Annotated in this window: 21 protein-coding genes; 5 read left to right on the forward strand and 16 right to left on the reverse strand. The window is 38.0% G+C overall.

The genetic code is table 11. The features are described from left to right. Positions 1–49: 49 nt before the first annotated feature. Positions 50–388, reverse strand: a complete 339-nt coding sequence (gene ytxJ / locus MM236_RS07450) for a bacillithiol system redox-active protein YtxJ (RefSeq protein WP_241274329.1) — start codon at positions 386–388, stop codon at positions 50–52. Between the two features lie 140 nt (positions 389–528). Between ytxJ and MM236_RS07455 the strand changes: the two genes are divergently transcribed. Further along, a complete protein-coding gene (locus MM236_RS07455; RefSeq protein ID WP_241274330.1) occupies positions 529–1,920 on the forward strand; it encodes a DUF4403 family protein in 1,392 nt (463 codons plus the stop codon). A gap of 84 nt (positions 1,921–2,004) precedes the next feature. Here MM236_RS07455 and MM236_RS07460 read toward each other — a convergent pair whose 3' ends face one another. Continuing rightward, on the reverse strand, positions 2,005–4,095 hold the full coding sequence (locus MM236_RS07460) for a protein-disulfide reductase DsbD family protein (protein WP_241274331.1): 2,091 nt from the start codon (positions 4,093–4,095) through the stop codon (positions 2,005–2,007). A gap of 140 nt (positions 4,096–4,235) precedes the next feature. Continuing rightward, a complete protein-coding gene (locus MM236_RS07465) occupies positions 4,236–5,624 on the reverse strand; it encodes a dipeptidase (RefSeq protein ID WP_241274332.1) in 1,389 nt (462 codons plus the stop codon). A 385-nt stretch (positions 5,625–6,009) separates the two neighbouring features. Between MM236_RS07465 and MM236_RS07470 the strand changes: the two genes are divergently transcribed. Continuing rightward, entirely contained in the window at positions 6,010–7,014 is a 1,005-nt protein-coding gene (locus MM236_RS07470) for an NADPH:quinone oxidoreductase family protein (protein WP_241274333.1), read from the forward strand. A gap of 133 nt (positions 7,015–7,147) precedes the next feature. After that, positions 7,148–8,134 (forward strand): NTPase, encoded by a 987-nt coding sequence (locus MM236_RS07475; protein WP_241274334.1) that lies wholly within the window; start codon positions 7,148–7,150, stop codon positions 8,132–8,134. Between the two features lie 73 nt (positions 8,135–8,207). Here MM236_RS07475 and MM236_RS07480 read toward each other — a convergent pair whose 3' ends face one another. The 6 genes from MM236_RS07480 to MM236_RS07505 all read right to left on the reverse strand — a co-directional run bounded on the left by MM236_RS07480 (position 8,208) and on the right by MM236_RS07505 (position 12,788). Further along, entirely contained in the window at positions 8,208–8,465 is a 258-nt protein-coding gene (locus MM236_RS07480) for a DUF6952 family protein (protein WP_241274335.1), read from the reverse strand. Then, positions 8,446–8,760, reverse strand: coding sequence for a thioredoxin family protein (locus MM236_RS07485; protein ID WP_241274336.1), 315 nt, complete (start codon positions 8,758–8,760; stop codon positions 8,446–8,448). The genes MM236_RS07480 and MM236_RS07485 overlap by 20 nt, the downstream gene beginning before the upstream one ends. Positions 8,761–8,877: 117 nt before the next feature. Further along, a complete protein-coding gene (gene yjjX, locus MM236_RS07490; RefSeq protein WP_241274337.1) occupies positions 8,878–9,450 on the reverse strand; it encodes an inosine/xanthosine triphosphatase in 573 nt (190 codons plus the stop codon). 54 nt (positions 9,451–9,504) lie between these two features. Further along, entirely contained in the window at positions 9,505–10,212 is a 708-nt protein-coding gene (locus MM236_RS07495; protein ID WP_241274338.1) for a YebC/PmpR family DNA-binding transcriptional regulator, read from the reverse strand. A 341-nt stretch (positions 10,213–10,553) separates the two neighbouring features. Further along, the gene (locus MM236_RS07500) at positions 10,554–11,504 is read right to left on the reverse strand and encodes an ROK family protein (RefSeq protein WP_241274339.1); all 951 of its coding nucleotides are present in this window, start codon (positions 11,502–11,504) and stop codon (positions 10,554–10,556) included. A 180-nt stretch (positions 11,505–11,684) separates the two neighbouring features. After that, positions 11,685–12,788: a glycoside hydrolase family 130 protein gene (locus tag MM236_RS07505; protein ID WP_241274340.1), complete on the reverse strand. Its 1,104-nt coding sequence runs from the start codon at positions 12,786–12,788 to the stop codon at positions 11,685–11,687. A 251-nt stretch (positions 12,789–13,039) separates the two neighbouring features. On the opposite strand from MM236_RS07505, the gene MM236_RS07510 reads away from it, so the two are divergent. Then, on the forward strand, positions 13,040–14,368 hold the full coding sequence (locus MM236_RS07510; protein WP_241274341.1) for an NAD(P)/FAD-dependent oxidoreductase: 1,329 nt from the start codon (positions 13,040–13,042) through the stop codon (positions 14,366–14,368). Here the strand turns inward: MM236_RS07510 and MM236_RS07515 are convergent, their stop codons facing one another. Then, a complete protein-coding gene (locus tag MM236_RS07515; protein ID WP_241274342.1) occupies positions 14,369–14,821 on the reverse strand; it encodes a gamma-glutamylcyclotransferase family protein in 453 nt (150 codons plus the stop codon). Between the two features lie 428 nt (positions 14,822–15,249). Between MM236_RS07515 and MM236_RS07520 the strand changes: the two genes are divergently transcribed. Beyond that, positions 15,250–15,723 carry a DUF4890 domain-containing protein gene (locus MM236_RS07520; protein WP_241274343.1) on the forward strand — a complete coding sequence of 158 codons (474 nt, stop codon included), beginning with the start codon at positions 15,250–15,252 and terminating at the stop codon, positions 15,721–15,723. A gap of 113 nt (positions 15,724–15,836) precedes the next feature. On the opposite strand, the gene MM236_RS07525 is transcribed toward MM236_RS07520, so the two are convergent. The 6 genes from MM236_RS07525 to MM236_RS07550 form a co-directional block, all read right to left on the reverse strand. Continuing rightward, positions 15,837–19,088, reverse strand: coding sequence for a S41 family peptidase (locus MM236_RS07525; RefSeq protein ID WP_241274344.1), 3,252 nt, complete (start codon positions 19,086–19,088; stop codon positions 15,837–15,839). Between the two features lie 307 nt (positions 19,089–19,395). Then, entirely contained in the window at positions 19,396–20,538 is a 1,143-nt protein-coding gene (locus MM236_RS07530; protein ID WP_241274345.1) for a DUF4221 family protein, read from the reverse strand. Positions 20,539–20,544: 6 nt separating this feature from the next. After that, on the reverse strand, positions 20,545–21,684 hold the full coding sequence (locus tag MM236_RS07535) for a DUF4221 family protein (RefSeq protein ID WP_241274346.1): 1,140 nt from the start codon (positions 21,682–21,684) through the stop codon (positions 20,545–20,547). A 17-nt stretch (positions 21,685–21,701) separates the two neighbouring features. After that, positions 21,702–22,850 (reverse strand): DUF4221 family protein, encoded by a 1,149-nt coding sequence (locus MM236_RS07540; RefSeq protein WP_241274347.1) that lies wholly within the window; start codon positions 22,848–22,850, stop codon positions 21,702–21,704. A 61-nt stretch (positions 22,851–22,911) separates the two neighbouring features. Beyond that, complete coding sequence (locus tag MM236_RS07545) at positions 22,912–24,051, reverse strand: DUF4221 family protein (RefSeq protein WP_241274348.1); 1,140 nt, start codon at positions 24,049–24,051, stop codon at positions 22,912–22,914. A 10-nt stretch (positions 24,052–24,061) separates the two neighbouring features. Next, on the reverse strand, positions 24,062–25,198 hold the full coding sequence (locus tag MM236_RS07550; RefSeq protein ID WP_241274349.1) for a DUF4221 family protein: 1,137 nt from the start codon (positions 25,196–25,198) through the stop codon (positions 24,062–24,064). Between the last annotated feature and the right edge of the window lie 59 nt (positions 25,199–25,257).

Below are 25,257 nucleotides of genomic sequence, written 5' to 3' on the forward strand. Positions count from 1 at the left end.
TCAATTTGGTTTTTTTTAATACCTCAAGATCACATAGGCTTAATGATTATCATACCTTTCCCATGATATCTGCATAGCTAATTCCCATGTGGCTATTGTCGTACACAGCCTTTCCGTTTTTGATCAAAATGACTTGTGGGCTTTCATGGTAAACTCCAAAATCCTCAGCAATCTGATTGGATATTGCTCTGTAGGAAAGCAGATCAAGGTAGTAGGGTGTTACTTTTTCAAGATCCTCTTCCTTCCAATTTCTCTGCAGCCTGTTCCAAGCCATGCCACTTATGGAACAAGAGGTAGAATGTTTAAAAATCAAAACAGGTTTTTGCATACTCTGTTCTTTGATAGCCTCCAATTGGGCTGCGTTTTCGATCGTTAACCAATTTTTCATCTTAATTTTTCTTAATCTATTATCTCGTTCAATTAATTAACCGTAAAAATAGTTCCTTTGTAAATGAAGTTTCGATAGCTGGCAGGTTTTTTGAAACGAGTATATAACTTTAGCATTAATTATCCCTGAATGTCAATTCAATGAAAATAACATCCCGTGTACTGATTTTCCTTCTAATTGTATCTGCTTGCAAAAGCATCAATCCCAACAAACCCACCTATTCTGGCGAACCTGTAGTGCTTCCGCGAGCGACATCTGAGATCAATATTCCTATCGAAATTCCATTTGCTATGATAGAGGACAATCTCAACAAAGCATTGGGGCAAAAGCTCTTTGCTGAAAAAGGATTGGATTTGGGTTCAGGCTTTTTCACTGATATTGATGTCAATAGGACAGGTATGATCAAGTTATCCACATTGGATTCCAAGAAAATGTCTATCAAAATCCCAATGAAAATGACCGGTGACTTGAAGTTTGAAAAAAGGATTTTTGGTCAGAATGTAAATACTGCCATTCCATTTGACGAAACACTCACTCCCGAGATCAGTTTTAGACCGAAAGTAGGGCAAAACTGGGATTTTTCCCTAGAAGATATCAACATCGAAAATTACGGCAGATCGATGAAGTACAACTTGTTGGGTTTTGAGATTGATCTGGATCCGATGATCCGCAAGCAGCTCCAAGGGGTACTGAACAATCAGCTGAGTACATCGAACCTGTCCCGCCTGGATTTCAAAGAGATCGCTCAAGAGGCTTGGGATAATTTCTCCAAACCAATTGAAATTGACCAAGATGGGGTTAAGGCTTTTGTCTACACAAAGCCAACAAAACTCAAAATCCGAGAAGAGGTGACAGCAGATCAAAAGCTGAGATTCTTTATGGGCATTGAAGGTGAAGTGTACTCCCAAGTCGGAAAAACACCACAGACAATCAAAACACCTCTGCCTAACATTTCCTACAATGAAAGCAGTGAGAATAAGCTAGATATCATAATTCCACTCGCCATAACCTATGAAGAATTGGATCAATATCTGAATGAAAATCTTGCAGGAAAAAGATTCAAAACAGACAAGCGTACAGAACTGGAAGTGTCCAATCTAGAGTCCCAGAGTTTTGGAGATCGAACTTTGCTCAAAATGGATTTTTTGGCCATCAGAAAAGGAAGAAAGCAAATCACTGGTCAAATGTATCTGGTAGGCAAGCCAAAATATGATGCTGCGACAGAATCCATCAGGTTTGACGAGATAGAATTTGACATCAATACCAAAAATATCTTAGCTCGAAGTGCCACATGGATGAAGCAGGGTCAGGTAATCACACAGATTAAGAAACTGGCGAGCTACCCAATCGGTGAATATTTGGCTGAAGCAAGGCGTGAGTTGAGACTTCAAGGACAGCTAAGAACAGAATTTGCCGACTTCTCCCTAGTCAATCCCCAACTAGACGTAGAAGGCATCTACAACACCGAAGAAGATATCCGCATCTATCTCCGCTCCACTGGAAAAATGAATGTGAGGGTGCGGGGGCTGTAAGCTGAATTTGACAAATTTATAAATTGTTTTAGGCAAAAACATTCTTCGCCTATTTGGTATCATCTGCCTGTCACTAAATGAATTCTATCTTCTTGCAAATTCCTCTTTAGCTGTATCCAGAAAGTTAACAAAACTCACAATATTGGTTTCATAACCTATTGGTTTTACCAGCAATTCTTCATTATGATCCAAGATCACATAATAAGGCTGGGCATTGTTGTTGAACTTTGTGATTTGGAAATCTGCATTTTGTTTGCCAATGGTCTTCTTTTCCTTTCCATCATACTCAGAAACAAACCATTCTGATTCTGGCAACTCAAATCTCTCATCGATATACAATGCCACCAATACAAATTCTTCATTCAATCGCTGCATCACCTGAGGATCAGTCCAAACCCTTGCTTCCATTTCCCTACAGTTCACACAGCCATGGCCTGTGAAATCAATAAACAATGGTTTGCCGGCCTTCTTTGCTGCTGCCAAGGCTTGATCGTAGTCAAAATAACCCTGAAATCCAGGAGGAAAATGCAAAAGGTCAGCATATTTTGGGATTTCATCCAATTGGTTTGCTTCTGATATGGACGAACTTCTGTTTACCATGATGTTAAAGTCATGTGTAGCCATAGGAGGTAAGTAGCCGCTCAGGGCTTTTAGAGGTGCTCCCCAAAGACCCGGAATCAAGTAAACTACAAATACAAACGTGGAAATTGCCAGCATCAACCTTGGTACGCCGATCGTTTCCATCGGAGAATCGTGCTTTGTTCTGATTTTTCCCAAAAGATAAAACCCCAGCAAAGCAAAAATAACAATCCAAATGGCAATGTAAATATCTCTATCCAACAATCCCCAATGATAAACCTGATCTGCTACTGACAAGAACTTGAAAGCCAAAGCAAGTTCCAAGAAGCCCAAGACAACCTTCACTGAGTTTAACCATCCACCGGATTTTGGCAATGAATTTAACCAATGTGGAAAAACTGCGAATAGTGTAAAAGGAATGGCAAATGCTAAAGAAAAGGCAAACATTCCCAATATTGGCTTGATCAATGCGCCACCTGCTGAGCTGATCAATATCGACCCCACAATAGGACCAGTGCATGAAAACGAAACCAAAACCAAAGTGAATGCCATAAAGAATATTCCAGTCATTCCGCCTTTGTCTGCCTTTTCATCCATTTTGTTCACAAAACTGCTTGGCAATGTCAATTCGAACATTCCCAAGAATGCGAATGCAAAGAATATAAACACCAAAAAGAAAAAGACATTTGGTACCCAATGAGTGGAAAGCCAATTTGCAAATTCAGGGCCTTGGATAGCAGCTACGGCTGTACCTGCAATGGTGTAAATTGCAATAATCGAAAAGCCATATACAAAGGCATTTCTAATTCCCACAGCTCTGGATTTTGACCTTCCCGTAAAAAAAGTGACTGTCATAGGGATCATAGGAAATACACAAGGAGTCAACAAAGCAGCCAATCCAGCCAAGAAGGCCAAGATCATAAATCCAATCAAACCTTCCTTGTCAGAATCTCCCTCCAAATCAATGTATGTTCTTTCTTGATCTTGTGTAGCTACTTCTTCTATATTTGGCGTTTCTTCAACCTGATCAATCGAAGCCTCAATAGCAATGTCTTCTGTATCAGTTGCTGTTGTGACTTCCGAGTCAATTGAACTTGCTTGATTGGTGGTAGTAGATGCTTTGGCTTTTATGGTAAAATCCTCTTCAAATGGCACACATTGACCTGTGACATCTGTACACATTTGGTAACTAAGCAAGCCTACAATGTTGATAGTTTCAGAGGTGATTTTGATCGTTTGCTCAAAGCTTCCCGAACCTTCAAAATAAGTCACATCACCTTCCCAAACTTCATCAAACTTTTTCTTGGGATTGATTGCTTTCAGTTTCCCGACCAAGGTGAACCCGGTCGATTTCTTTTCATCCAGTTCCAACTCTGTTAACATCGGTCCCAAATCAGGATCAAAATCATTGGAATAGATGTACCAATCTCTTGGAATCTGAGCTTTGAAAACCACTTTTACTTCATCACCCACTTTTACATCTTTTTCAGACAACTGAATAGACCAGCTGGGCGGAGAAATCATCTGAGCACTCGCGATGTTGGTTAAGAATAAAAAGAGCGATAGGATCAGTGAAGATTTGATAAGTCTTGACATGGTATGTAAATGGATGCTAAACTGATTGTAAAAAGGATAAAAGAACTAAGAAAGTTCAGTAGGAAATAATTCTTGGTGAATAATGAAAAGAAAACTCCAAACAACTTAATGTAAAGTGTTTGGAGTTTGAGTGAAAACCTTTATTTGCTCGCTTCCTCTTTGAAATACTTGAAGAACAAAGCGATGGTCTCTATGCCCATGTAGTAGTTTTTCACACCATAATGCTCATTTGGAGAATGCAAGGCATCTGTATCCAAGCCAAAACCAAGCAAAATCGGATCTAATCCAAGCTCATGCTGGAACAGAGAACAAATAGGAATCGATCCTCCTTCTCTCGTAGGGATCGCTTTTTTTCCGAATGCTTCTTGGATTGCCAAGTCAGCTGCTCTGTAGCCAGGCGTATCTGTAGAAACAACGGCTGCTTGTCCTCCATGATGCGGTGTAACTTTCACTTTCACAGAAGCTGGAGCTATAGTATTGAAATGTGCTTCAAATAGCTTTGAGATTTCTTTGTGGTCTTGATTGGGAACCAATCGCATGGAGATTTTTGCGTAAGCTTTGGAAGGAAGGACTGTCTTCGCTCCTTCGCCAGTATATCCTCCCCAGATTCCATTTACATCCAATGTAGGACGAATACCAACTCTTTCGATCGTCGAGTACCCAGCTTCTCCATGTACATCATTGATGTCCAACTCTTTTTTGTATGCTTCCAAATCAAAAGGAGCATCATTCAAAGCTTTTCTATATTCAGCCGAATATTCCTCAACTTTGTCATAAAATCCAGGAATTGTAATATGGTTATTCTCATCCTGAAGAGAAGCTATCATCTTGCAAAGAATATTGATTGGATTGGCAACTGCTCCACCGTATGTGCCCGAATGTAAATCTCTGTTTGGTCCGGTCACTTCTACTTGCATATAAGATAGACCTCTCAGACCAACTGTCACAGAAGGATCTTCCAAAGAAATCATATGGGTATCCGATACCAAAACTACATCAGCTTTGAGCTTTTCTTTATTTTCTTTCACAAAAATGTCCAAATGCTCAGATCCGACTTCTTCTTCTCCTTCTATCATAAACTTGATGTTGCAGGGAAGGTCTTCATTAGCCATCATTGCTTCAAAAGCTTTGACATGCATATAAAATTGCCCTTTGTCATCTGCCGATCCACGTGCAAAAATCGCTCCTTCGGGATGTCTTGCGGTGGTTTTGATTACCGGTTCGAATGGTGGAGAATCCCAAAGCTCGTAAGGATCTGCTGGCTGCACATCATAATGTCCATAGACCAAAACAGTAGGAAGTGATGGGTCTATTATTTTTTCTCCATATACAATCGGATAGCCTGCAGTCTGACAAAGTTCTACTTGATCAGCACCTGCTTTTTCCAAACTTTCCCTTACAAATTCCGCTGCTGCAAAAACATCGTCCTTAAACTTCGGGTCAGCACTTACCGAAGGGATTCTTAGCAAGGCTATAAGTTCGTTGAGGAATTTCTCCTGATTGTCTTGGATGTATTTTTTTACTGACATATACTTGGGTTTGGATTTTTTTTCACAAAAGGCTCTACACAAACTGTTTGCAAAAGATTAAAATATTGTTTTTTATCTGAAAATGGGCATCTTCTAGGGGCATTTTCGTTTGCAAAATTACGTTTTTAATCATCAATTGCCTATTTTAGTCAAAATTTTTATCTATAAAATAGAAGCTGCTCAAAGCAGAAAGCATGGCCGAAGCTCTAGAATTTGATGAAAATAATTTCTAAATGAAACAAAGACCTTATACGTGAATTACAAATCATGTGGCCACATGAAATCGAGCTAGCCTGAGACTGTCATGAAGTGTATACCTTCCATATTGATTTCATAGCCTGTCCCGACAAATCAGGGTTATATTTGAAAAGCAAATTTTAAACACATGAAAGCAATACTTTGCCAAGAACACGGATTACCTGATTCTCTAATGTATTCTGACATTCCTGAGCCATCTATAAATAGCAAAGAGGTATTGATCAAGGTTGCCGCTTGCGCAGTCAATTTTCCAGATGTGTTGATCATCCAGAACAAATATCAATTCAAACCTGAACTGCCTTTTGCACCAGGAGGTGAGGTTTCTGGAATTATTGAGAAAGTAGGAGCTGATGTGAAAAATCTCAAAGTAGGTCAAAGGGTTTTGGCTCTGTGTGGTTGGGGAGGATTTGCCGAAAAGGTGAAGGTGAACTCAGACAGGGTGTTCCCCATTCCAGACCAAATGGATTTTACCACAGCAGCATCAACTTTGTACACATTTGGAACAGCATATCATGCTTTGAAAGATCGTGCACAAATCAAGTCTGGTGAGACCTTGCTGGTACTTGGCGCATCTGGAGGTGTTGGTTTGGCAGCGGTAGCTTTGGGGCAAGTAATGGGGGCAAAAGTTATTGCAGCAGCATCTACAGATGAAAAGCTTCAAGTTTGTGAAGAGCAGGGTGCAGAGATATTGATTAATTATGAAGCGGAGGATCTCAAGCAGCGGATCAAAGAACTCACAGATGGAAAAGGAGTAGATGTGGTCTTGGACGTAGTAGGAGGAAAATATGCAGAGCCAGCCTTGAGGGGAATGGCATGGAAAGGACGCTACCTTGTGGTAGGTTTTGCAGCAGGAGAAATTCCCAAGCTCCCTTTCAATTTGGCCTTGCTCAAAGGCTGTTCTGTGATGGGAGTTTTTTGGGGGAGATTTTCAACAGAGGAACCAGAGCAAAACCAACAAAATATCCTTGAACTGGTCGAAATGATACAAGAAGGAAAAATCTCCCAACATATTCATCAAACCTATTCCCTAAAAGATTCCCCTCAAGCTTTACAAGATATGCTAGATAGAAAGGTGATAGGGAAGGCGATGGTGAAAATTAATTTGGAGAGCTTTAGTGAAACTAGTAACTAAATTGACAACCCAACCCAACTAAGATCAAATATGATTTTCTAGAAATGAAACTTAATTATAAGACCAATAATGATAATCTTATTCTGACGTTAATTATATTCGTGCAAATTGATGGTCACAAATTTATTTGATTATGAAATCTCTTTCAGCTTTGCTGTTGTTTTTTTTGCTTATCTCGAGTTCTTATAGTCAAGGGACTTTGCCTGATAGTTTTTTGAATGGAAAATCAGTGGTATTGATCTCCAACTCCCCTCAAGCAAAACCATTATTAGGTTGGGAAAATTTGGCAGAAGAAATCCACACTGGAATTGTTGAAGCTGGAGGTGATCCTGTCGCCTATTATGAATTGGAGGAGATTACGCTGTCAGAAGAGACCCAGGCTGGTTATGCAGAGGCTTTCAACAAGAGGTTGATAAAAAATATCGTTATCCTCACGAGGAAATCTTCCGGAGAATTGATACTTCATATTGCTCCTTATACTAACAATAAGAATATGGTATCGAATGCAGGAATCTATTCCATGCAGGCAGAGAGTGTGGTTAGTATGCAGGAAAGATTGATTGCATTGGGGAGAAATATAAGGTCAAAAAACCTTTTAGTTTTGGACGTTCCAGAATTTCCAGCAAGCGAAACTTCTTTGGCAGGAGGAAATTCGAGATTTTTGAATAGGAATCCATTAAACTTAGACGTTTTCAAGCTCGGTGTGCCATTATCAGGAGCGGTTGGTGAGTCAGCATTTCTGAGTATGTATCGATATGATTTGTTGGGGAAATCTGCTGAAGCTATTGCCAACGCCCAAAAAGATGAGAAAACTGGGCTTGAAGGTATATTTAAAACAAGTTATCCACATCAAGTTGAGTATTTGTCTGAAGCAAAAACAGAAGCAGAACTTATAAAAGAAAGAGTTCAGTTTGTATTGATGCGTGTGGAAGGTAGAGAGTCAGATTTAAGAAGTAGCATGGGGCTTTCTGATTTAGAATCAGGAGATGATTCTCGGATAGTCGTGAAATATTATATCAAATTCCTCGTCCGAAACGAGCTCTACATCGGACCAGAATGGGATGCCGATCCTAATTGGAGAGTAGCTTTGAGGAAGTTTTTGGAAAATCTGAAAAAATAAAATAGGGCTCCGAAGAGCCCTACAAGAAAGCGGTGTTTATCGGGTGATTTAAAACAACTTCTCGCTTTTACTTTTATTTATCTATCGATCCGGTGACACGCTTCATGAAAGCGTTCATGGCTTCTTTTTTATCTGTACCATCCTTTATCATTTGATTAACCTCCAATGTACCATAAAGGTTCGAGAGCAATTCTCCCATCACTTCAAGTTCCTCATCCTTTAACGATGAAATCTCTGTCATATTTTCCAAAAGCTCTATGGTTTCCTTTACCCAGTCCTCATCATGGGACTCAATAAACCCTAGCACATGCTTAATTATCGGCAATCTCATTGATCAGGGTTTTAAGTGCGTCTTCTTTGTTTGTCTGAATTTGGTTGACCAATTGACCATTCTTGAAAGTTGCAAAAGTAGGAAGGTTGGTTACGGAGGCCAATTTTCTTGATTCGGGTAATTTTTCGGCATCTACATAAAGAAAAGTAATTCCTTCATATTCACCTGATAACCTCTTCATTTTTGGCTTGATTATCCTACAGTTTCCACACCAAGTAGCACCGTATTGTACCACTACTTTTTCATTTTCGTTTACAATATTCTGTAATGTGTCAGTTTCTAGTTCTTGTAACATATATAGTTTTGTTTACGTCAATATCGAAATACAAAAGTACGAATATATAAGCCCTTTCACTAATAGATATTTTCAATGCATCATCGGAATTCCAATGGCACAATGTCTCACATTTTCCTATTGATAAATACTTTCGTTGAGGAAAGGGATGAGCGCTAGGATTATAGCTTGACTGTAATAATCCTTTCTATTTACAACCCCGCTAGTCAATATACCCACTGCTCCACTTCCTTGCTTACTATTATCTTTCATAAATACTTGGTCGTCTGCCTCTCCCAGTTCTTTCCCCTCTTTGACCAAATCTGAAACGATGGACGGTAGATAGAATGTCGCTGTTTTGGCTTTTCCCACCCTTCCTTTTCTGTCCATAATCACGACCCAAGCAAAAGCATACATCTCATTGTTCTCTTCATTGATTCCTCCTTCAATTCCTACCCAATAGTCTGCTTCTGGAAATACTTGTTTTGCATTTTTTGCTCTATTGAAAGCTCCCAAATATGTTTCTTCATATCCGATAGGTTGATCACTTACCTCGGAGCTTACATTTAGTCCTTCTACCAAAAATGCCGATTCAAATGCTGCATGAAACCCAATATCTGTGCTGTTGATTTTTACAGGATTCTTACTTCCTACAATAATGAGTTGCTGTCTTTTTTCTTCTTTTATATTTTTTCTCTGTGGAAATGCCATGATTTCTTTTGTAAATGTAAAAACCTGTAGGTGCCTTTCTACAGGTTTGGAAGCTTACGCCATATTGGTAAAAACTTGATTGATATCATCATCCTCTTCTAATTTTTCGATGAGCTTGTTGATCTCCTCTTCCTGATCTTCCGGTAACTCTACCGTTGTCGTCGGAAACCATTGGAAATCAGCATTAATGATGTCTATATTTCTGTCTTCTAATGCCTTCTGCATGTTGCCAAAGTCTTCAAAAGCTGTGTAAACGAAGATTTCTCCTTCATTTTCATCTATTTCATCCAATCCAAAATCAATAAGCTCTAATTCTAGCTCTTCGATTTCATATTCACCTTGGGCAAATCGAAAAACCGCTTTTTTGTTGAACATAAAGCTTACAGATCCAGATGTACTCAAAGATCCATTGGATTTTGAAAAGTAACTTCTAATATTTGCTACTGTTCTATTGGTATTATCCGTAGAAGTTTCGATGATTACAGCTACTCCATATGGGCCGTAACCTTCATACAACACTTCTTCGTAATCTTTTTCATCTTTATTGGAAGCTCTTTTGATCGCTGCTTCTATGCGATCTTTTGGCATTGCAGCGCCTTTTGCGTTTTGAATTACTGTTCGGAGTTTAGTATTGTTGACAGGATCAGGCCCTCCAGCTTTCACTGCCATGACGATCTCTTTGCCCAAGCGTGTGAATACTTTGGACATCTTGTTCCAACGCTTAAATTTTCTCTCTTTTCTAAACTCGAAAGCTCTTCCCATATTCAGATGTTTTTTAAAAATGTAAAATTAATAAATCTTTTTAAAACGATTCATGTAATGACATGTAATCTTTTATGATTATCCCTTTCTTTGCTAAATAGGGTTTAAAATATTATAATTATCCGCTTTCATGAACGCAGCCAAACAATGGATTGGTGGATGAACGATTTGTGGTTCTATTGACCGTGAATTGTTGTCTGACGGCGAGTATCCGCAACTCACAAAGTTACTTCTTACCCTACATGCAACGTTTCGGTTACCCATATTAAATATTCAGCAAAAGCTTTTTGATGGCAATCAGGTGATGAAGGGTTTTTATAAGGAGTTTTTGTTTACTTTTTTTAAGTTAAAACCTTTCTATTGGCATTTTCAATCACTAAAAGCGCTGCTCCATAGACTCCTGCACTGTCTCCAAGTTTTGCCTTGATTATTGGTGTTTCGAATTCATTGTTGAATATCATTTGCTTTAGCAAGCTTGTGTCGTCATAGAGTGAATCTATGTGGCTCACACCTCCACCAAGAACTATGACATCTGGATCCAGAATATTGATAACTATGCTCAAGGCTTTTGCAAATCCTTCTTTTAACCTTTCGATAGTTATGCTTGCGTAAGGGTCCATTTTGCTTAAGTGTCTTTCGTGAATTTCTTTCAATGATCTGGAAGTACCAGATTGTTGGAGGTAAAATTTTTCCAATGCTGGTCCAGAGATAATTTGCTCATTACACCCTGTTTTTCCACAATAACAAGGATCTCCTTCTCCTGGAAAAAGGTAATTGTGTCCCCACTCTCCTCCAATTCCGTGCTTTCCTTGGATCAATTTTCCATTTGCTACAACGCCTCCACCTACTCCTGTGCCTAGTATAATTCCAAAAAGAACTTCATTTTCTAGGTTAGTTTCCTTTCCGACACCAAGTTTGGCTTCTGCCAATGCGAAGCAGTTTGCATCATTTGCCAAAAGTATTTTTACTGCCAATTTCTTTTCCAAATCAGTTTTGAAATCTCGACCATTGATAACTGTGGCATTGCAATTTTTCATAATTCCTTTAGAAGGAATATATGTACCAGGAGATGCAAGACCTATCACTTCTGCTTTATACCCTGAATGAGATTCCATCTTTTCGATCAATTTCTCAAATTGATTCAAAATATGGTCATATCCCAAATGAGCTTCTGTGGGTATTCTGAACCGAAACAATTCTTCAGGAACTTCTGCTGAGGCCAAGATGATTCCTTCTATCTTTGTCCCTCCCATATCAATACCCCAAAGATTATCTGAATTGAAATAGCTCATATTTACTTTTAGATTTTTGCTTGATTTATTAATTACTTTTCTTTCGTTTGGTTGCTTACAGTAATCAATGTAAAGATCGATGAATTTGCTCGGCGGAATTTCTCGTCATCATGATTTTTTTAAATTGTGCTCACATTTCCTTGATTATTTCGTAGGTCTTATTAATGGGTAATTTTCCAACTACTTCTTCCAGATTACCACACCGACTTTGCTATCTGCAGTACCATAATAGAGGTACCATCTTTCTTGAAATAAAACCAAGCCTTCCACAAACGTTGTTCCGTCCACATATTGACCAGATTTCTCAAAATCTTTTTCTGGCTTTATAAATGGTTTTGTTGATCGGTCAAGAAGTTTCCACGGTTCCAAGGGATCAAAAAGAGCTTGCCCTCCTGTGTACATTCGATTTGGTAAATTCCCAACCCCAATTGATTGGGAATTTCCTGCATTGTACAAGACGACGATTCCATCATCTGTCAATACTGCTGGAGGGCCAGCCTCTACCAGCCAAGAATCAAAATATCCTGCACGCGGGCTCAAGACTGGAACTAAGTTTTCTTCATGATTTTCCAGAGGTTCCCAATTGATCAAGTCTTCCGAACTGGCTAACCAAATGTGCGGTACACCATAATACATCCAATACTTGCCATTTATCTTGGTAGCTACCAATTTTCCATTTATTTCTTTTGTAACTAGCGCTCCAGACTTTGTCTCCATATTGAGATATTTTCCTGATTTCCAATTTTTGAATACAGGTCCATGCTTTTTCCAATTTTTCAAATCTTCTGAAGTCGCTACTGCAAGTCTTGGGTACTCCCGATTCCATTGGGTATATGTGAGGACGTAGGTACCATCTTCTGTCTCCACTAATCGTGGGTCTTCAGTTCCTCCTGTCCATTCGTAGTACTTTTGCTTATCTTCCTGCGGAAAAAATACTGGTTCGCTTTCTCTGGTATAATTGACACCATCTTGTGAAATTGCGACCCCCAATCGAGATGTGTGGCCACCTATTTCTTTCTCACCTAATTTTTCTTCAGCTCTGTAGAAAACATGGATTTTGTCATCTTTCACAATCGCTGCTGGATTAAAGGTCGCCATGGATTCCCAGTTGACAAGCCTTCCTGACATAGGGTCTTGAAAGGAAGTTGCGTCAGTAGGTTCTATGATTGCTGTTTGATTCACTTCCCTTTCGAATGGACCCAGCATCCAAGGTTTTTCATACCCCTCAGGAGGGTTTGTGCATGAAGTACATACTAAAAGAAAAAAGAAGGCTATCTTTTTCATTTTTGAATTAAATAATTAGGGTAAAACTCTCTTAAAAAAGTAAAATTAGTTTTTAATAAAACGTTTTAGCTACTCAAATTTATTTGATTTTCGACAAAAAACAAATTCCAATCAGGATCTGTAGCGGTCTTTCAGAATTTATCGTGACGCAGCAGGAAGGACAACCTTGAAAACATTTGAAAAAACTGGCCAAAATCACGTCCTTTATATTCATACTTCGTATAGTAATATGAACCTTTTGTATCAACAAAATGAACTTTTACAAACAAAATCCAATTCCGAATCTTCCGGAAACAAAATCAAAAAGAGTTGTAATTATTGGTGCTGGATTTGCAGGTCTTAAATTAGCAAGAAAGCTGATGGGAAGTGCTTATCAAGTGCTTTTGCTGGATAAAAATAATTACCATCAATTTCAGCCTCTATTCTACCAAGTTGCCACTTCTGGTCTTGAGCCAAGTGCGATCTCTTTTCCTTTGAGGAAAGTATTTCACAACTCAAAAAACATCATTTTTAGGATGGCAGAAGCAGAGATGATCGACCAAGAAGCAAATAGACTATACACTTCTGTAGGCTATATTGATTATGACTACTTAATTTTGGCAATGGGAGCAGACACCAACTATTTTGGATTGGAAAATATCGAAAAGTACAGCACTCCTATGAAGACTGTTTCTGAAGCACTTTTTATCAGAAACAAAATCATCTCAAATTATGAAACGGCCATCAATATTGGAGAGGAGGAAAAAAGGAAATCGATCATGAATGTGGTGATAGTAGGTGGTGGTCCAACAGGTGTGGAGCTAGCCGGTGCTGTGGCAGAGCTGAGAAACAATGTGTTTCCAAAGGATTATCCTGAATTGAATTTCAAAAACATGAAAGTTGTACTCATAGAGGCTGGACAAAGCCTTCTATCAAGTATGTCTGAAGAAGCCAAATCAAAGTCAAAACAATATTTGGAGAATTTGGGGGTGGAGGTTCTTGTAGATACCCAAGTTTTGGATTATGATGGGGAAAAAGTGACGCTGAAAGGGAGAGAAGCTATAGAAACAAAGACGTTGCTTTGGGCAGCTGGGATCAAGCCAAATGGAATCAGTGGAGTACGCGACGCCCAAAAAATCCCAAATGGGAGATTGATTGTAGATGAATTCAATCAGTTGGAAGGAAGTGGAAATATCTATGCTTTGGGAGATATCTGTATTAATTCGACAGTCGAAAATCCAAGAGGGCTTCCCCAAGTAGCTCAGGTAGCACTGCAGCAAGGTGACAATCTTGCAAATAACTTGCTTGGAGAATTGAAGAATAAACAATGGAAGTCGTTTAAATACAAGGATCTAGGATCCATGGCTACTATTGGGAGGAAATTGGCCGTAGTAGATCTGCCATTTGTCAAATTTCAGGGCTTGTTGGCTTGGATGACTTGGTTGTTCGTTCACCTGATGGCAATACTAGGAGTGAAAAATAAGTTGTTTATCTTTTTGAATTGGTCTTGGAATTATTTGGCTTTCGATCCAAGTTTGAGACTTTTGATTCGACCTAAGCAAATTAAAACAAAAAAAGACGAGGAACTGATGCAAGATTGATCACCTGATTTTTCCAGCTCGATTGATGATGCTTGCTAAGTACCCACTAGGAATATTGTTTGATTTGCCACCATTGATGATGGTTTCAAGATATTCCTGGTGGGGGAAGATGCCTTTTACAATTTTATCCGAAATAAAGGTAAACGCCCTAAAAGAGCCATTTTTGGTGAAAATTTCATGCTCTACAAAATCATAGCCTGGTTCAGATTTTAGGAAATAATCCTTATCTGATTCCGATACTTCGAAAAGCAAGCCATATACTGATTCATTCTTACTTTCGATTATGTTAGCCCGTGCTGAGCCATCTGGGTTTTGATAATTGAACCGAAATCCATAATGTGGCAAAACGGCTTGACTTATTAGTTTTGGTTGTTGTCCCAGCCTACTTTCTAAAGTGCTTATGTCAAGGTTGCTGGCATAACCAAAGTACAAAAATGTATCTTTATCTTTCATGTTTTTTTCATTGAAGTTAATCAAGCTTTTATCAAAACTACGAATTTTGACTTGGATCGATAGCTTTTGGCTTCAGTGAAACTTTGAGCTTTTCATCTATTTTGATTTTATGAATATACGCTTTCTTACCAGTAGCCAAACAAAATCATTTTTTTAATACCAATTGATTCACTAATAACCTATCGACTTAGAGCCAATAACGATTATCCGCAGGATTTTATGTAAAAAATCAATTACTGATAATATTGCGGATAATCATATTAACTTTTGTTAACATTTTTATTTGGCATCCATATTAAACCATCTATCAGGCGTACTGTCTAATAGTCATATTCCACAATAAAATGGAAATTAACCCAACGACCATTTCACTCCCGGGAAGTGATGGTTTTTTAAACAAATTGACTAAATATTCAAAACACAATAATATGAAAAAGCTATTATTAGTACTCGCAATATTCTCTGTAGGAATCATTACTGCTGAAGCGCAAAGAGGCCCCAGAGGAGGACAAATGTCACCTGAAAAAAGGGCTGAAATGAGAACACCTGAGAAAAGAGCTGAATTGATGACAAATCGATTGGCGGAAAAACTTGATTTATCAGAAGATCAGAAAAAAGAAGTGTATAACATACAGTTGGAGAATGCTACCAAAAACCAAGTAGAAATGGAAGCAAGACGTGAAGAGATGCAAGCCAAAAGAGAAGAAATGCAGGCTAAACAAAAAGAGCAGCAATCAAAAATCGAGGCTGTCTTGACTCCTGAGCAGATATCTACATGGAAAGAGCTCAGGAACGAAGACAAAGAAAAAATGAAAAACTTCCGTGATGCAAGAAACAACCCTGATAGAGAAAAATTTCAGCAAAGAAGAAGAGGTGTAAAAGGCAGTAAAGGAAACAAATAAATCATTTCATATAAACGGTTGGTTAATTGATATCTGAGAAAAATCTCAGAAAACATAAAGAGCAGGTCTATGACCTGCTTTTTCATTTATTTGACTTAGCGTAATTTTGGTTTTTATCTCTTCTCGTAAGCTGGCCTTTTTGGCTTGCTAAAGGCATCTTTACTGTTCAAAAGCCTCATAACTTCTTGGATCGCCGCTTCTAGCTGTGCATCTTTTCCTTTGGCAAGACTGCCAAAATCCTCCACTACTTCAATATCAGGATCTACTCCATGTCCTTCCTTGAACCATGTTCCGTCAGGGTCATACATCCTAAAAGTAGGCACAGTCACAGATCCGCCATCAATCAAAGCAGGTGCTCCTGAAATTCCTATCAACCCACCCCATGTTCTAGTACCGATCAAAGGTCCGATTTCGCGCTTTCTGAAATAGTCAGGAAAGGCATCTCCCCCTGAACCTGAGAAACCATTGATAAGCATCACTTTTGGACCAAAATTTCCAGAAGGAGGCCATGCCCAATCTTCACCGTCTCTTACAGCCCAGAAAGCCAAAGGACCTCTATCCAAAAGCTCGACAAACCTATCAGGAATCTGTCCGCCATTGTTGAAACGCTCATCGATGATAAACCCTTCTTTGTTCATCTGACCATAAAACTGACGGAACAATTCATTCTGACCATCGACACCTGTACTTGGTACGAAAATATATCCAATCTTTCCATCTGTAGCTTCTTCTACGCGTTCCCTGAATCCATTGATCCAAGCGAGGTTTCTGAGCCTAGCCTCTGAGGAAAGCGGCTTAACTAATACTTTCTTCGCACCTGTCAGGTTTGGTTGATTGTTGACTGTAAGCTGCACAGTTTTATTTGCCAATCCCTGTAATGCCGCAAAGATTGATTTTTCCGAGTCCAATGCCACTCCATTGACTTCCAAGATATAATCTCCCTCTTTCACATCTACCCCAGGCTTTTGGAGTGGTGATCTTACTTCCAAATCCCATGGGGCGCCAGCTACTATTTTTTTGATTCTGTATGCATTATTTTCAAAGGAAAAATCAGCTCCAAGATATCCTACGTTGATGTTTTCTGCACTTTCCATGCTGCCTCCACTCACATAGGTATGTGAAGCATTCAGCTCAGCGATCAAATTACCAATGATATTATTGACATCTCTTCTGGAATTAGCCTGTGCTACCAGAGCACCATATTTCGTCTTCATACTTTCCCAATCCACGCCATGCATAGTTGGGTCATAAAAATAATCCCTCTCCAATCTCCATACTTCATTGAAAATCTGCTTCCACTCTTCCGCTGGTACTACTGAAATCATCATGTCTTTTGTAGGAACTTGCTTATCCAACTTCTGACCTGGAGCTGGATCGATTACAGCCATCTGACCTCTTGCACTCACCAATAATTTCTTGCCATTGGCAGCAAGTTGAAAGCCATTGATACTTTCGATGATAGTTTTTGTTTCTTCTTCTTTAAAGTCAAAGAATTCCAGCTTTGTTTTTACATCTGAAGCACTTCCCGAATTCGGGTATCTAAGGAAAAGCAACTTTCCATCAACTGATGCTAAGGAAACGATATTTCCGGCAGGAACATCCAACATCTCCAACCTATTCTCAAAACCTTCAACTTCGAAATTGATTTTTTCAGGTTTCTTATCTTTTTCCTTGTCGGCTTTCTTTCCTTCCTCATCTTTCTTGCTATCATCATCCTCTTTTTTCACTTCTTGTGCATCATTTTTCAAAGCAATTATGGAAGGAACCGATTTGGCAACAGTACCCACGGCTATCTTGGTAGTGTTAGGATAGATAAAGGTATTGTCCAAATCAGAATATATTGGATTAAAAGTCCTGTTGGTTGTGAAAAAGACATATTTACCATCTTCACTGAAGACAGGGGAGTTATCAGAATAAAAACCGGAAGTGATTTGATTCACTTTACTATTGCCAAGGTCGTAGAGATAGATTGCAGAAGTTGCCCTGTTTTCTTTTGACATGCTATACACCAAATACCTGCTATCAGGAGACCAATTGACTTCAAAACCTTGAAGATTTCCTTCAAACATGTACTTCCCTTTGTCAATAGTCTTGACTGATCCAGTAACCGCATCAACTAACAAAACTTCCATAGCTTGATTGATCGTTACAATTTTTTTGCTGTCTGGTGACCAATAGATATTGTAGTAAAAGCCATTTTTGAATGAAGTAAGTTCTTTTGTGCTTTTGTTTTCAAGGTCTTTGAGCGCTAGTTGGTATTCACCAGAAGCATCTGTCCAATAAGCCAAGTACTTGCCATTCGGTGACCATGCTGGGTAACGCTCTGCAACACCACTGCTCGATGTCTCATTTACAACAAACCCATCTACTGCTGGCAAGTTGAAGACGTCACCACGAGCAGATACCAAAACCCTTTTTCCATCCGGTGAAATACTAGCAGACTGGATGTCACCAGAAGCATTTTTCAGTACAGGCATCAAAGCTTTTTGATCAGAGATTACCTGAACAGCCACTTCCTTTGTATTGCCCGAAGAGATATCGTAAAGATGAAGTTTACCACCCGCTTCAAATACAATCTCTTTTTCACTATTTGAAGGGAAAGTAATGTCAAAATCCTTGAATTCTGTCAGTCGCTCTTGGGTTTTGGTATTCAAATCATACTTCCAAAGATTGTTTCTGCCTTCAGGCCCTTGATCGGACATAAAATAGATAGCCTCTCCAATCCACATTGGAAGTTCGTCATTTGCATCATTAGAGGTAATATTATCGGTTTCAAAATTCTCCAAATTGAAAACAGTGATATCGGGTGCTGTTCCTCCACGATACCTTTTCCAATTACGATTTACCCTACTTCTATCAGTATAAGCGATATGTTTTCCATCTCCCGAGAAGGAAGCAAATTCTCCATAAGGTATCGGTAACTTCTCCGCAAGTCCCCCATCAACAGAAATGGTATAAAATTGGGAAAAACGTTCTTTTCCGCTTTCCCTGCCTGAAGAAAATAAAATTGATTTGCCATCAGGTGTCCAACCTAAAACGAGGTCAGACATACCATGATAGGTAAGTCTTTTGGGGATACCTCCAGTAGTAGGAATTACATACACATCATAGTTTCCATTATAATTGGCGGTAAAAGCGATTTTGCTTCCGTCAGGAGAAAATTTGGGATACATTTCCGGTCCTTCAGGTGAAGTCAGGCGCGAAGCAGTTCCTCCATCTTTTGGCAATATCCAGATATCATCGCCATAGCAAAATACAATATGGGTCTCCGATACATCTGGATGCTGCATCAATCTTGCGTCCAATTGTGCCAATGAGGAGAAACATGGCATTAATGCGAAAATTAATAATAACAGTTTTTTCATTAATATTTGGGTTAAAAGGAATCCACACTCCAAGACTGGAACATGTAGCGGTTGATTGAACCAAAGATAAATTTTATCTCAAAATACAGAATTTGATTTACAACAGTAAATCAAGTAAAGGAATACGAGACTAGTAAAAGATTGAAAATATAGTGCCATCGAAACACTCAAGATCATATCTTGCTGATTTTATGACATTTAAAACGCAACAAACAAATAAACTATATGAACAGAGCTAGAAACTGTCCTTACATCGAACAAAATATCGTTCAGTAGGCTAAAATGTTCGATTTAAGTACATAAGTTATCAATTTAGCTTTATCCTTACAAATCCCAATTCATCGTCTATATTTTCATAAAGCCAAATGGTATTGTCGAGAAAGAAATGTCTTGGTGGCTGCTTGGTGTAACTCTCCAATTTTGTTTCTTTGACTATTTTCAAGTTTTTATCTAAAACTGTCAAAAACACCTCTGAATCAAGTTCTTTTGTATTTCCATATTGGTCCAACTCTTCTCCAAATCTACTTTTACTAGACAACCTAATGTATTGCTGAGAGATTGGATCCCAAGAAATAGGCATAAAGTTGATGGATTCATAAAACTGCTTCCTGTATTCATCTGCTTCTTGCATTTCTACTTTTTTGGGCAACTTCGCTTCATTTTTGTTTCCAGTCAAAGTACTGTTCCAAGATACCAAATAAAGAGAATCCAAAATCAAATCATAGACATAGGCTTCATTGAATCCACTGTTAGTCATAATTATTTTATTATCTGCTACTGTAGCTACTGGTGGAGGTCCAAAACCACCTGCGGGATTGCCGTCAACCTCAATTTCCATTCTAAATTCATTAAGCTTAACTGTTTCAGGTAAAGCTATTCTTTCAAATGTTTCACTTTCCAGGTCAAACTTTAGCAAAAAATATTCATAATCTTCCCATTTTACATAAAGTCCAAATATGGTATTTGAGTTTTGGGGATGCTCTATCAACCTCATTGGGAAAGATCCAGAGCCATTGATTTCTTCTTCGGCAATTTGGTCAAGTTTGAAATCTTTCAGTTTTTCTCCAGATTGGTCAAAAACTGCATTGAGTCCGTATGACCATAACAAGATTTGGTCTTTGGATGTCAGTGAATAACCACCAATATACGTTCCCATGCCATTTGGACCTTCCTTTTCAAACTGAAGGGGTTCTTCCAATTTCAATTGCTCTAAGTTGATTTTATCAAACTTAGCTTGATTATGATTATAGTGAAATAAGTATTTGTTGTCTGAAGAAAGCTCAGGAGAAGACAAACCATATTGAAGGTTGATGATACCATCACCAGCATCCACCACCACCGTATCCTGGGTGAGGTTAAATTCAAAATTCTCTGAAGACTCACTTTTCTCAGTTGAACAAGCTGATGTTAGAACCAAGCCTGAAATCATTCCAATTATTAATTTTTTCATCTTATTTTAGTTTATGGATATCCTCACAAATCCCAATTCATCGTCTATATTTTCATAAAGCCAGATCTTACCATCTTTGACAAAGTGTTTGGAAGGTTTATTCTGAATTTCAGGGATTTTTGATTCTGCTATGAGGTTAAGATCTTCATCATAAATGCTGAGAAAAACTTCCGCATCAATTGGTTTGTATGCCCCATAGTCGTACTTCTCTTCTCCAAAAATAGTTTTAACAGCAAAACGATAATACCGCTTATTTTTTTCATCCCAATTAAAAACACCAAAGTTCATATCCTCTTCTGATAGTCTAGCAGTCTCCCACAGTTTTTCATAATCAACTTCTTTTGGATACTGAAACTTCTTTTTGTCTCCAACCAATGGGCCATCCCATGCCTTAAATGATAAAGAATCCGTGATCATATCATAGATATAAGCATAATTATAAGCGTTTGATACAATGATTGTCTTATTCTGATCGACTGTATATTCTACATCTTTATTTAAGCGCCCAACCTTGGAACCATTAAATAAAATCTCCGAATAAAATTCAGTGGATTTATTTATTTCTGGGAGATCTATCTTTTTGAAACTGGCATCGGAAAAATCAAAAATCAGGAGATTTATTGTGTTGGTATCCCATTCATCGTATAATGTCAGAAACTTATCCTGCTCATTTGGGAATTGGGTTATTTGAAACAACTCAAAGTCTTCAGGAAAATCTGCATCTTTCAGAATACTATTGATAGATAAATTACGAAAAAGCTTACCTTGCTGATCCCAAATCCCCTTTTTTTCATAAGACCAAAATATGGTTTTGCCTTCTGGACTGCAAGCAACGTGTCTTACAAATGAACCCACACCATCAGGTCCTTCTTTTTCATACTTGATATTATCCACTAACTGAAGCTCGTCAAGGTCAATTTTCTCAAGTGAAAAAGCATTGCGATTCCAATTGTACAGGTATTTTCCATCACTAGAAAGATCTGAAATTAAAAGTCTATCATTCAGATGCAAATACTCGTCCCCAGAATCTACCAGGACAGTATCAATGGAATATTTCAGCTCAGTCTGTATAGCATATTCCTTTTCTTTTCTTTCTGCACAAGAGAGAAATAAGACGATGCTGATTGGTATTAACAAATACCTCATCTGAGATTTAGTATAAATCATTTGATCGTCATTCTCACAAAAGCCAATTCATCATCTATATTTTCAAAAAGCCAGATTTTTCCGTCTTTGATAAAGTGTTTGGCAGGTCTATTCTGGATTTCAGGGATTTTTGATTCTGCTATCAAGTTGAAGTCATTATCAAATATGCTTAAGAAAACATCAGCTCCGCTAACTTTATAGGTTTCAAATTCCGTCAATTCTTCACTATAGATAGTTTTGAGAGAAAACCTGTAATATTTTTTGTTTTCATCGTCCCAAATAAAAGCACCGTAATTAATTTCTTCATTCGCTTTTCGCATCGCTTCGGCTCGCTCTTTCCCTTCAGCTGGTACTTCTTTTGGAAGCTGTGCAGTTTGTTTACTTCCAACCAATGGGCCTTCCCATGTTTTGAAATAGAGTGAATCCAGTCTCATATCATAGATATAAGCTTGATTGAATGAATTTAACCCCAAGATGGCTTTATCATCATAAATGGATTGCATGGTTCCTGCATTGAAGCTCCCCATCCATTGCCCTTCATACAGCATAGTGATTTCGAATTCAGACAGCTTCTGCAATTCCGGCAATTCTATCTTTCTGAAACTGTCATCAGAAAAATCAAAAATCAGGAAATAAAAATCAAGAGACTTCCATTTTCTATGCAGCGTAAGATATTTATCAGACTCATTGGGGATTTGTACAAGTCTTGATAGCATCACTTCTTCGGTATGCTCGGTATTTTCCAATAACTTGTCTATTGGCAATTCGCGAAGAAGGTTGCCTTCTTGATCCCACACTCCTTTTTTGGAAGACCAAAAGAGACAATTGTCATCCTCTGTTAAGGCAAAATCAAAAGCGAAAGCTCCGACTCCATTTGGACCTTCCTGCTCAAATTTGATTTTGTTGAGCAATTTCAGTTCATTCAGGTCGATTTTCTCAAGATTATTCGCCTCTCTATTCCAATTGAATAAGTACTTATTATCAGAAGAAATTCCGGAAGTAAAAAGCCGATTATTCAAATACAAGAACTCATCCCCTGAGTCCACCATGACCGTGTCGAAGGAATAGGTTAGGTTGCTGTTGATTTGAATATCTTTGCTAGTGTCTAATTTGCCTCCACAAGAGATTAAAAATAATAAAGCAATTAAAGTAAACAGATTTTTCATAAGAATAGAGATTAGGTGTTTAAGTTCTATAATTGATTTAACTAGTCCACATCATTGAATTTTAATTGATTTTCATCCTTACAAAACCCAATTCATCGTCTATATTTAAGTAACTGTAAATTTGACCGTCTTTTACAAATTTGGCTGTTGGTTCTGAATTGATGATTTCTGTGATTTCCCTTTCTCCGATCACTTCAAACTTCTCATTGATAATACTGATAAATACTTTAGATTTTAACTTTTCATCAGCTATTCGGGGTAACTTGTAAGAACAAAATCTGTAAAACACTTCGTTTTTTTCATCCCAAAAAAGCTCCGTAAACTTGACTTCTTCATTCAATTTGGTTTCCATTTCTGTCCTTTCTTCACTAGAGGAAACATCATTCGTATAAGTCCCTGATTTTTCATTGGCAAAAAGTGTATTGGTAATCCTATGGTATGTCAAGCTATCATTTTTGGGATCATATTCGTAGATAGCATTGAAGGCATCAGACCAAAAAATAACTTTCCCTTTATGATGTGTCAATTCAAGATTTGGTTCACTTGCATAAATTTCCATAAATCCTCCAGACTCATTTTTAAAGGTTACCCTGAAATTTTCACGTTTTTGATACTCAGGCAGCGCGATCAATTTGCTGGTTTGATTTGCCAAATCAATATGGACAATATCCGAATTCAGATCAGAAAAAAAATCTTGTATCCCACAATACATAATATCTCCAGATTCAGAAAAGCCAATTATAGACAGAGACTCTTTCTCATCTATTTTGTCCCTCAACCAATCATCGTTTAGCTTGATCCTTTGAAGGACATTTCCATCAATATCCGCTATATTAAGCTGCCCCCACTCCATGAAACCAATTTGGTCTTCTTTGACAATAAAAGTCTTGTAGGGATATTGACCTACACTGTTTGGCCCGTCTCTTTCAAATGGCTTTTTTTCAATGAGCTTCAAAGCACTGAGGTCTATCACCTCAAGATTGGAAGATTGGACATCCCAAAAATACAAAAGTGTCTTATCAAGGTTGACAAACTGACCATTGGAACTGGTAGCCGCCATCAGGATCTCATCACCAGAATCAACGACGACAGTATCCATGCTGATGGAAATTTCAGAGTAGTCTCCTGCTGATTGATTTTCTCTGCTTTCACCGCAGGAAAAAAGTAGTAAAACGAATATTGGTAAAATAAATTGTTTCATATCATAAATGTCAATTGATTTTTATACGTACATATCCCAATTCATCATCCACGTTAAGAAAACAATAGATCAAACCATCTTTAACAAATTGAGCTGAGGGTACTGTTTGAAAAACATCTGATACTTCCTTTTCTGCCATTATTTCAAAGTTTTCTTTGATGATGCTGAGAAAAATTTTCCCCTTTGTCTTCTCGTCAGCTATCTTGGGTAAGTTATAGGATGAAAATCTGTAATAGACATTGTTTTTATCATCCCACAAGAGCTTCGAAAAACTTACTTCAAGGTAGATTTTATCCATTTCTTCGGTCATCGCTTCATGGGAAGTAACATCATTTTTGTAGGTCCCCATTTTTTCGTTGGCAGTAAGTTTGCTTGTAATCATTTCAAATTTTAGAGAATCAGTCTCTGAATCATAAACATAGACATTATTGAATGCGTCAGACCAAAAAATGATTTTGTCGTAATTTTTTCCTAACTCAAGACTTGGAGAAATCATAGACATGGAAGTTCCCCCTTCTATTTCTTCCTTATGTGTAATCCGGAAATTTTCCCTTTTGTCATACTCCGGCAACTCGATCAATTGGGTAGTTTTATTTTTCAAGTCCACTTTCACTATATTGGAGTTCAACCTTGAAAAATTAGTGATTCCACAATACATCAAATCCCCATCATCCGAAAAACCAAGTACTGACAAAGAGCTCAATTCATCCAAACCCTCCTTTATCCAGTCTTCATTCAATTTGATCCTTTGTTGTACATTTCCTTTCATATCAACTAATGTCACTTGGTTCCAATTACCCAATGCAAGTAGACTATCGCCAATCATAAATCCTTGATACATATTTTGGCCAACACCATTTGGCCCTTCTTTTTCAAATCCTATCTTTTCAATTAGTTCAAGTTTATCCAAATCTATAATTTCCAAATTCGCAGATCTACCATGCCAAAAGTAAGCTTTACTCGGATCAGCGTTTGTTGGAAAAGTCGGAAAACTCGTCGTAGCCATCAAGATCTCATCCTTGGAATCTACAACAACAGTATCCATGGATAATTGAATGTCATCGTAGGAGTTTCCGTAGGTTGTCTCTTTCCTTTCACTACAAGAAGCCAAAAAAATTAAAATGATGATAGTAAGTAGGTTTTTCATATAATTCAATTTTTTTGTAATCCATAAAACCCGAAACATGTTGCTCTAATCGGTTGGTG

It is taken from the genome of Belliella calami (genome assembly GCF_022549695.1).
Lineage (GTDB): Bacteria > Bacteroidota > Bacteroidia > Cytophagales > Cyclobacteriaceae > Belliella > Belliella calami.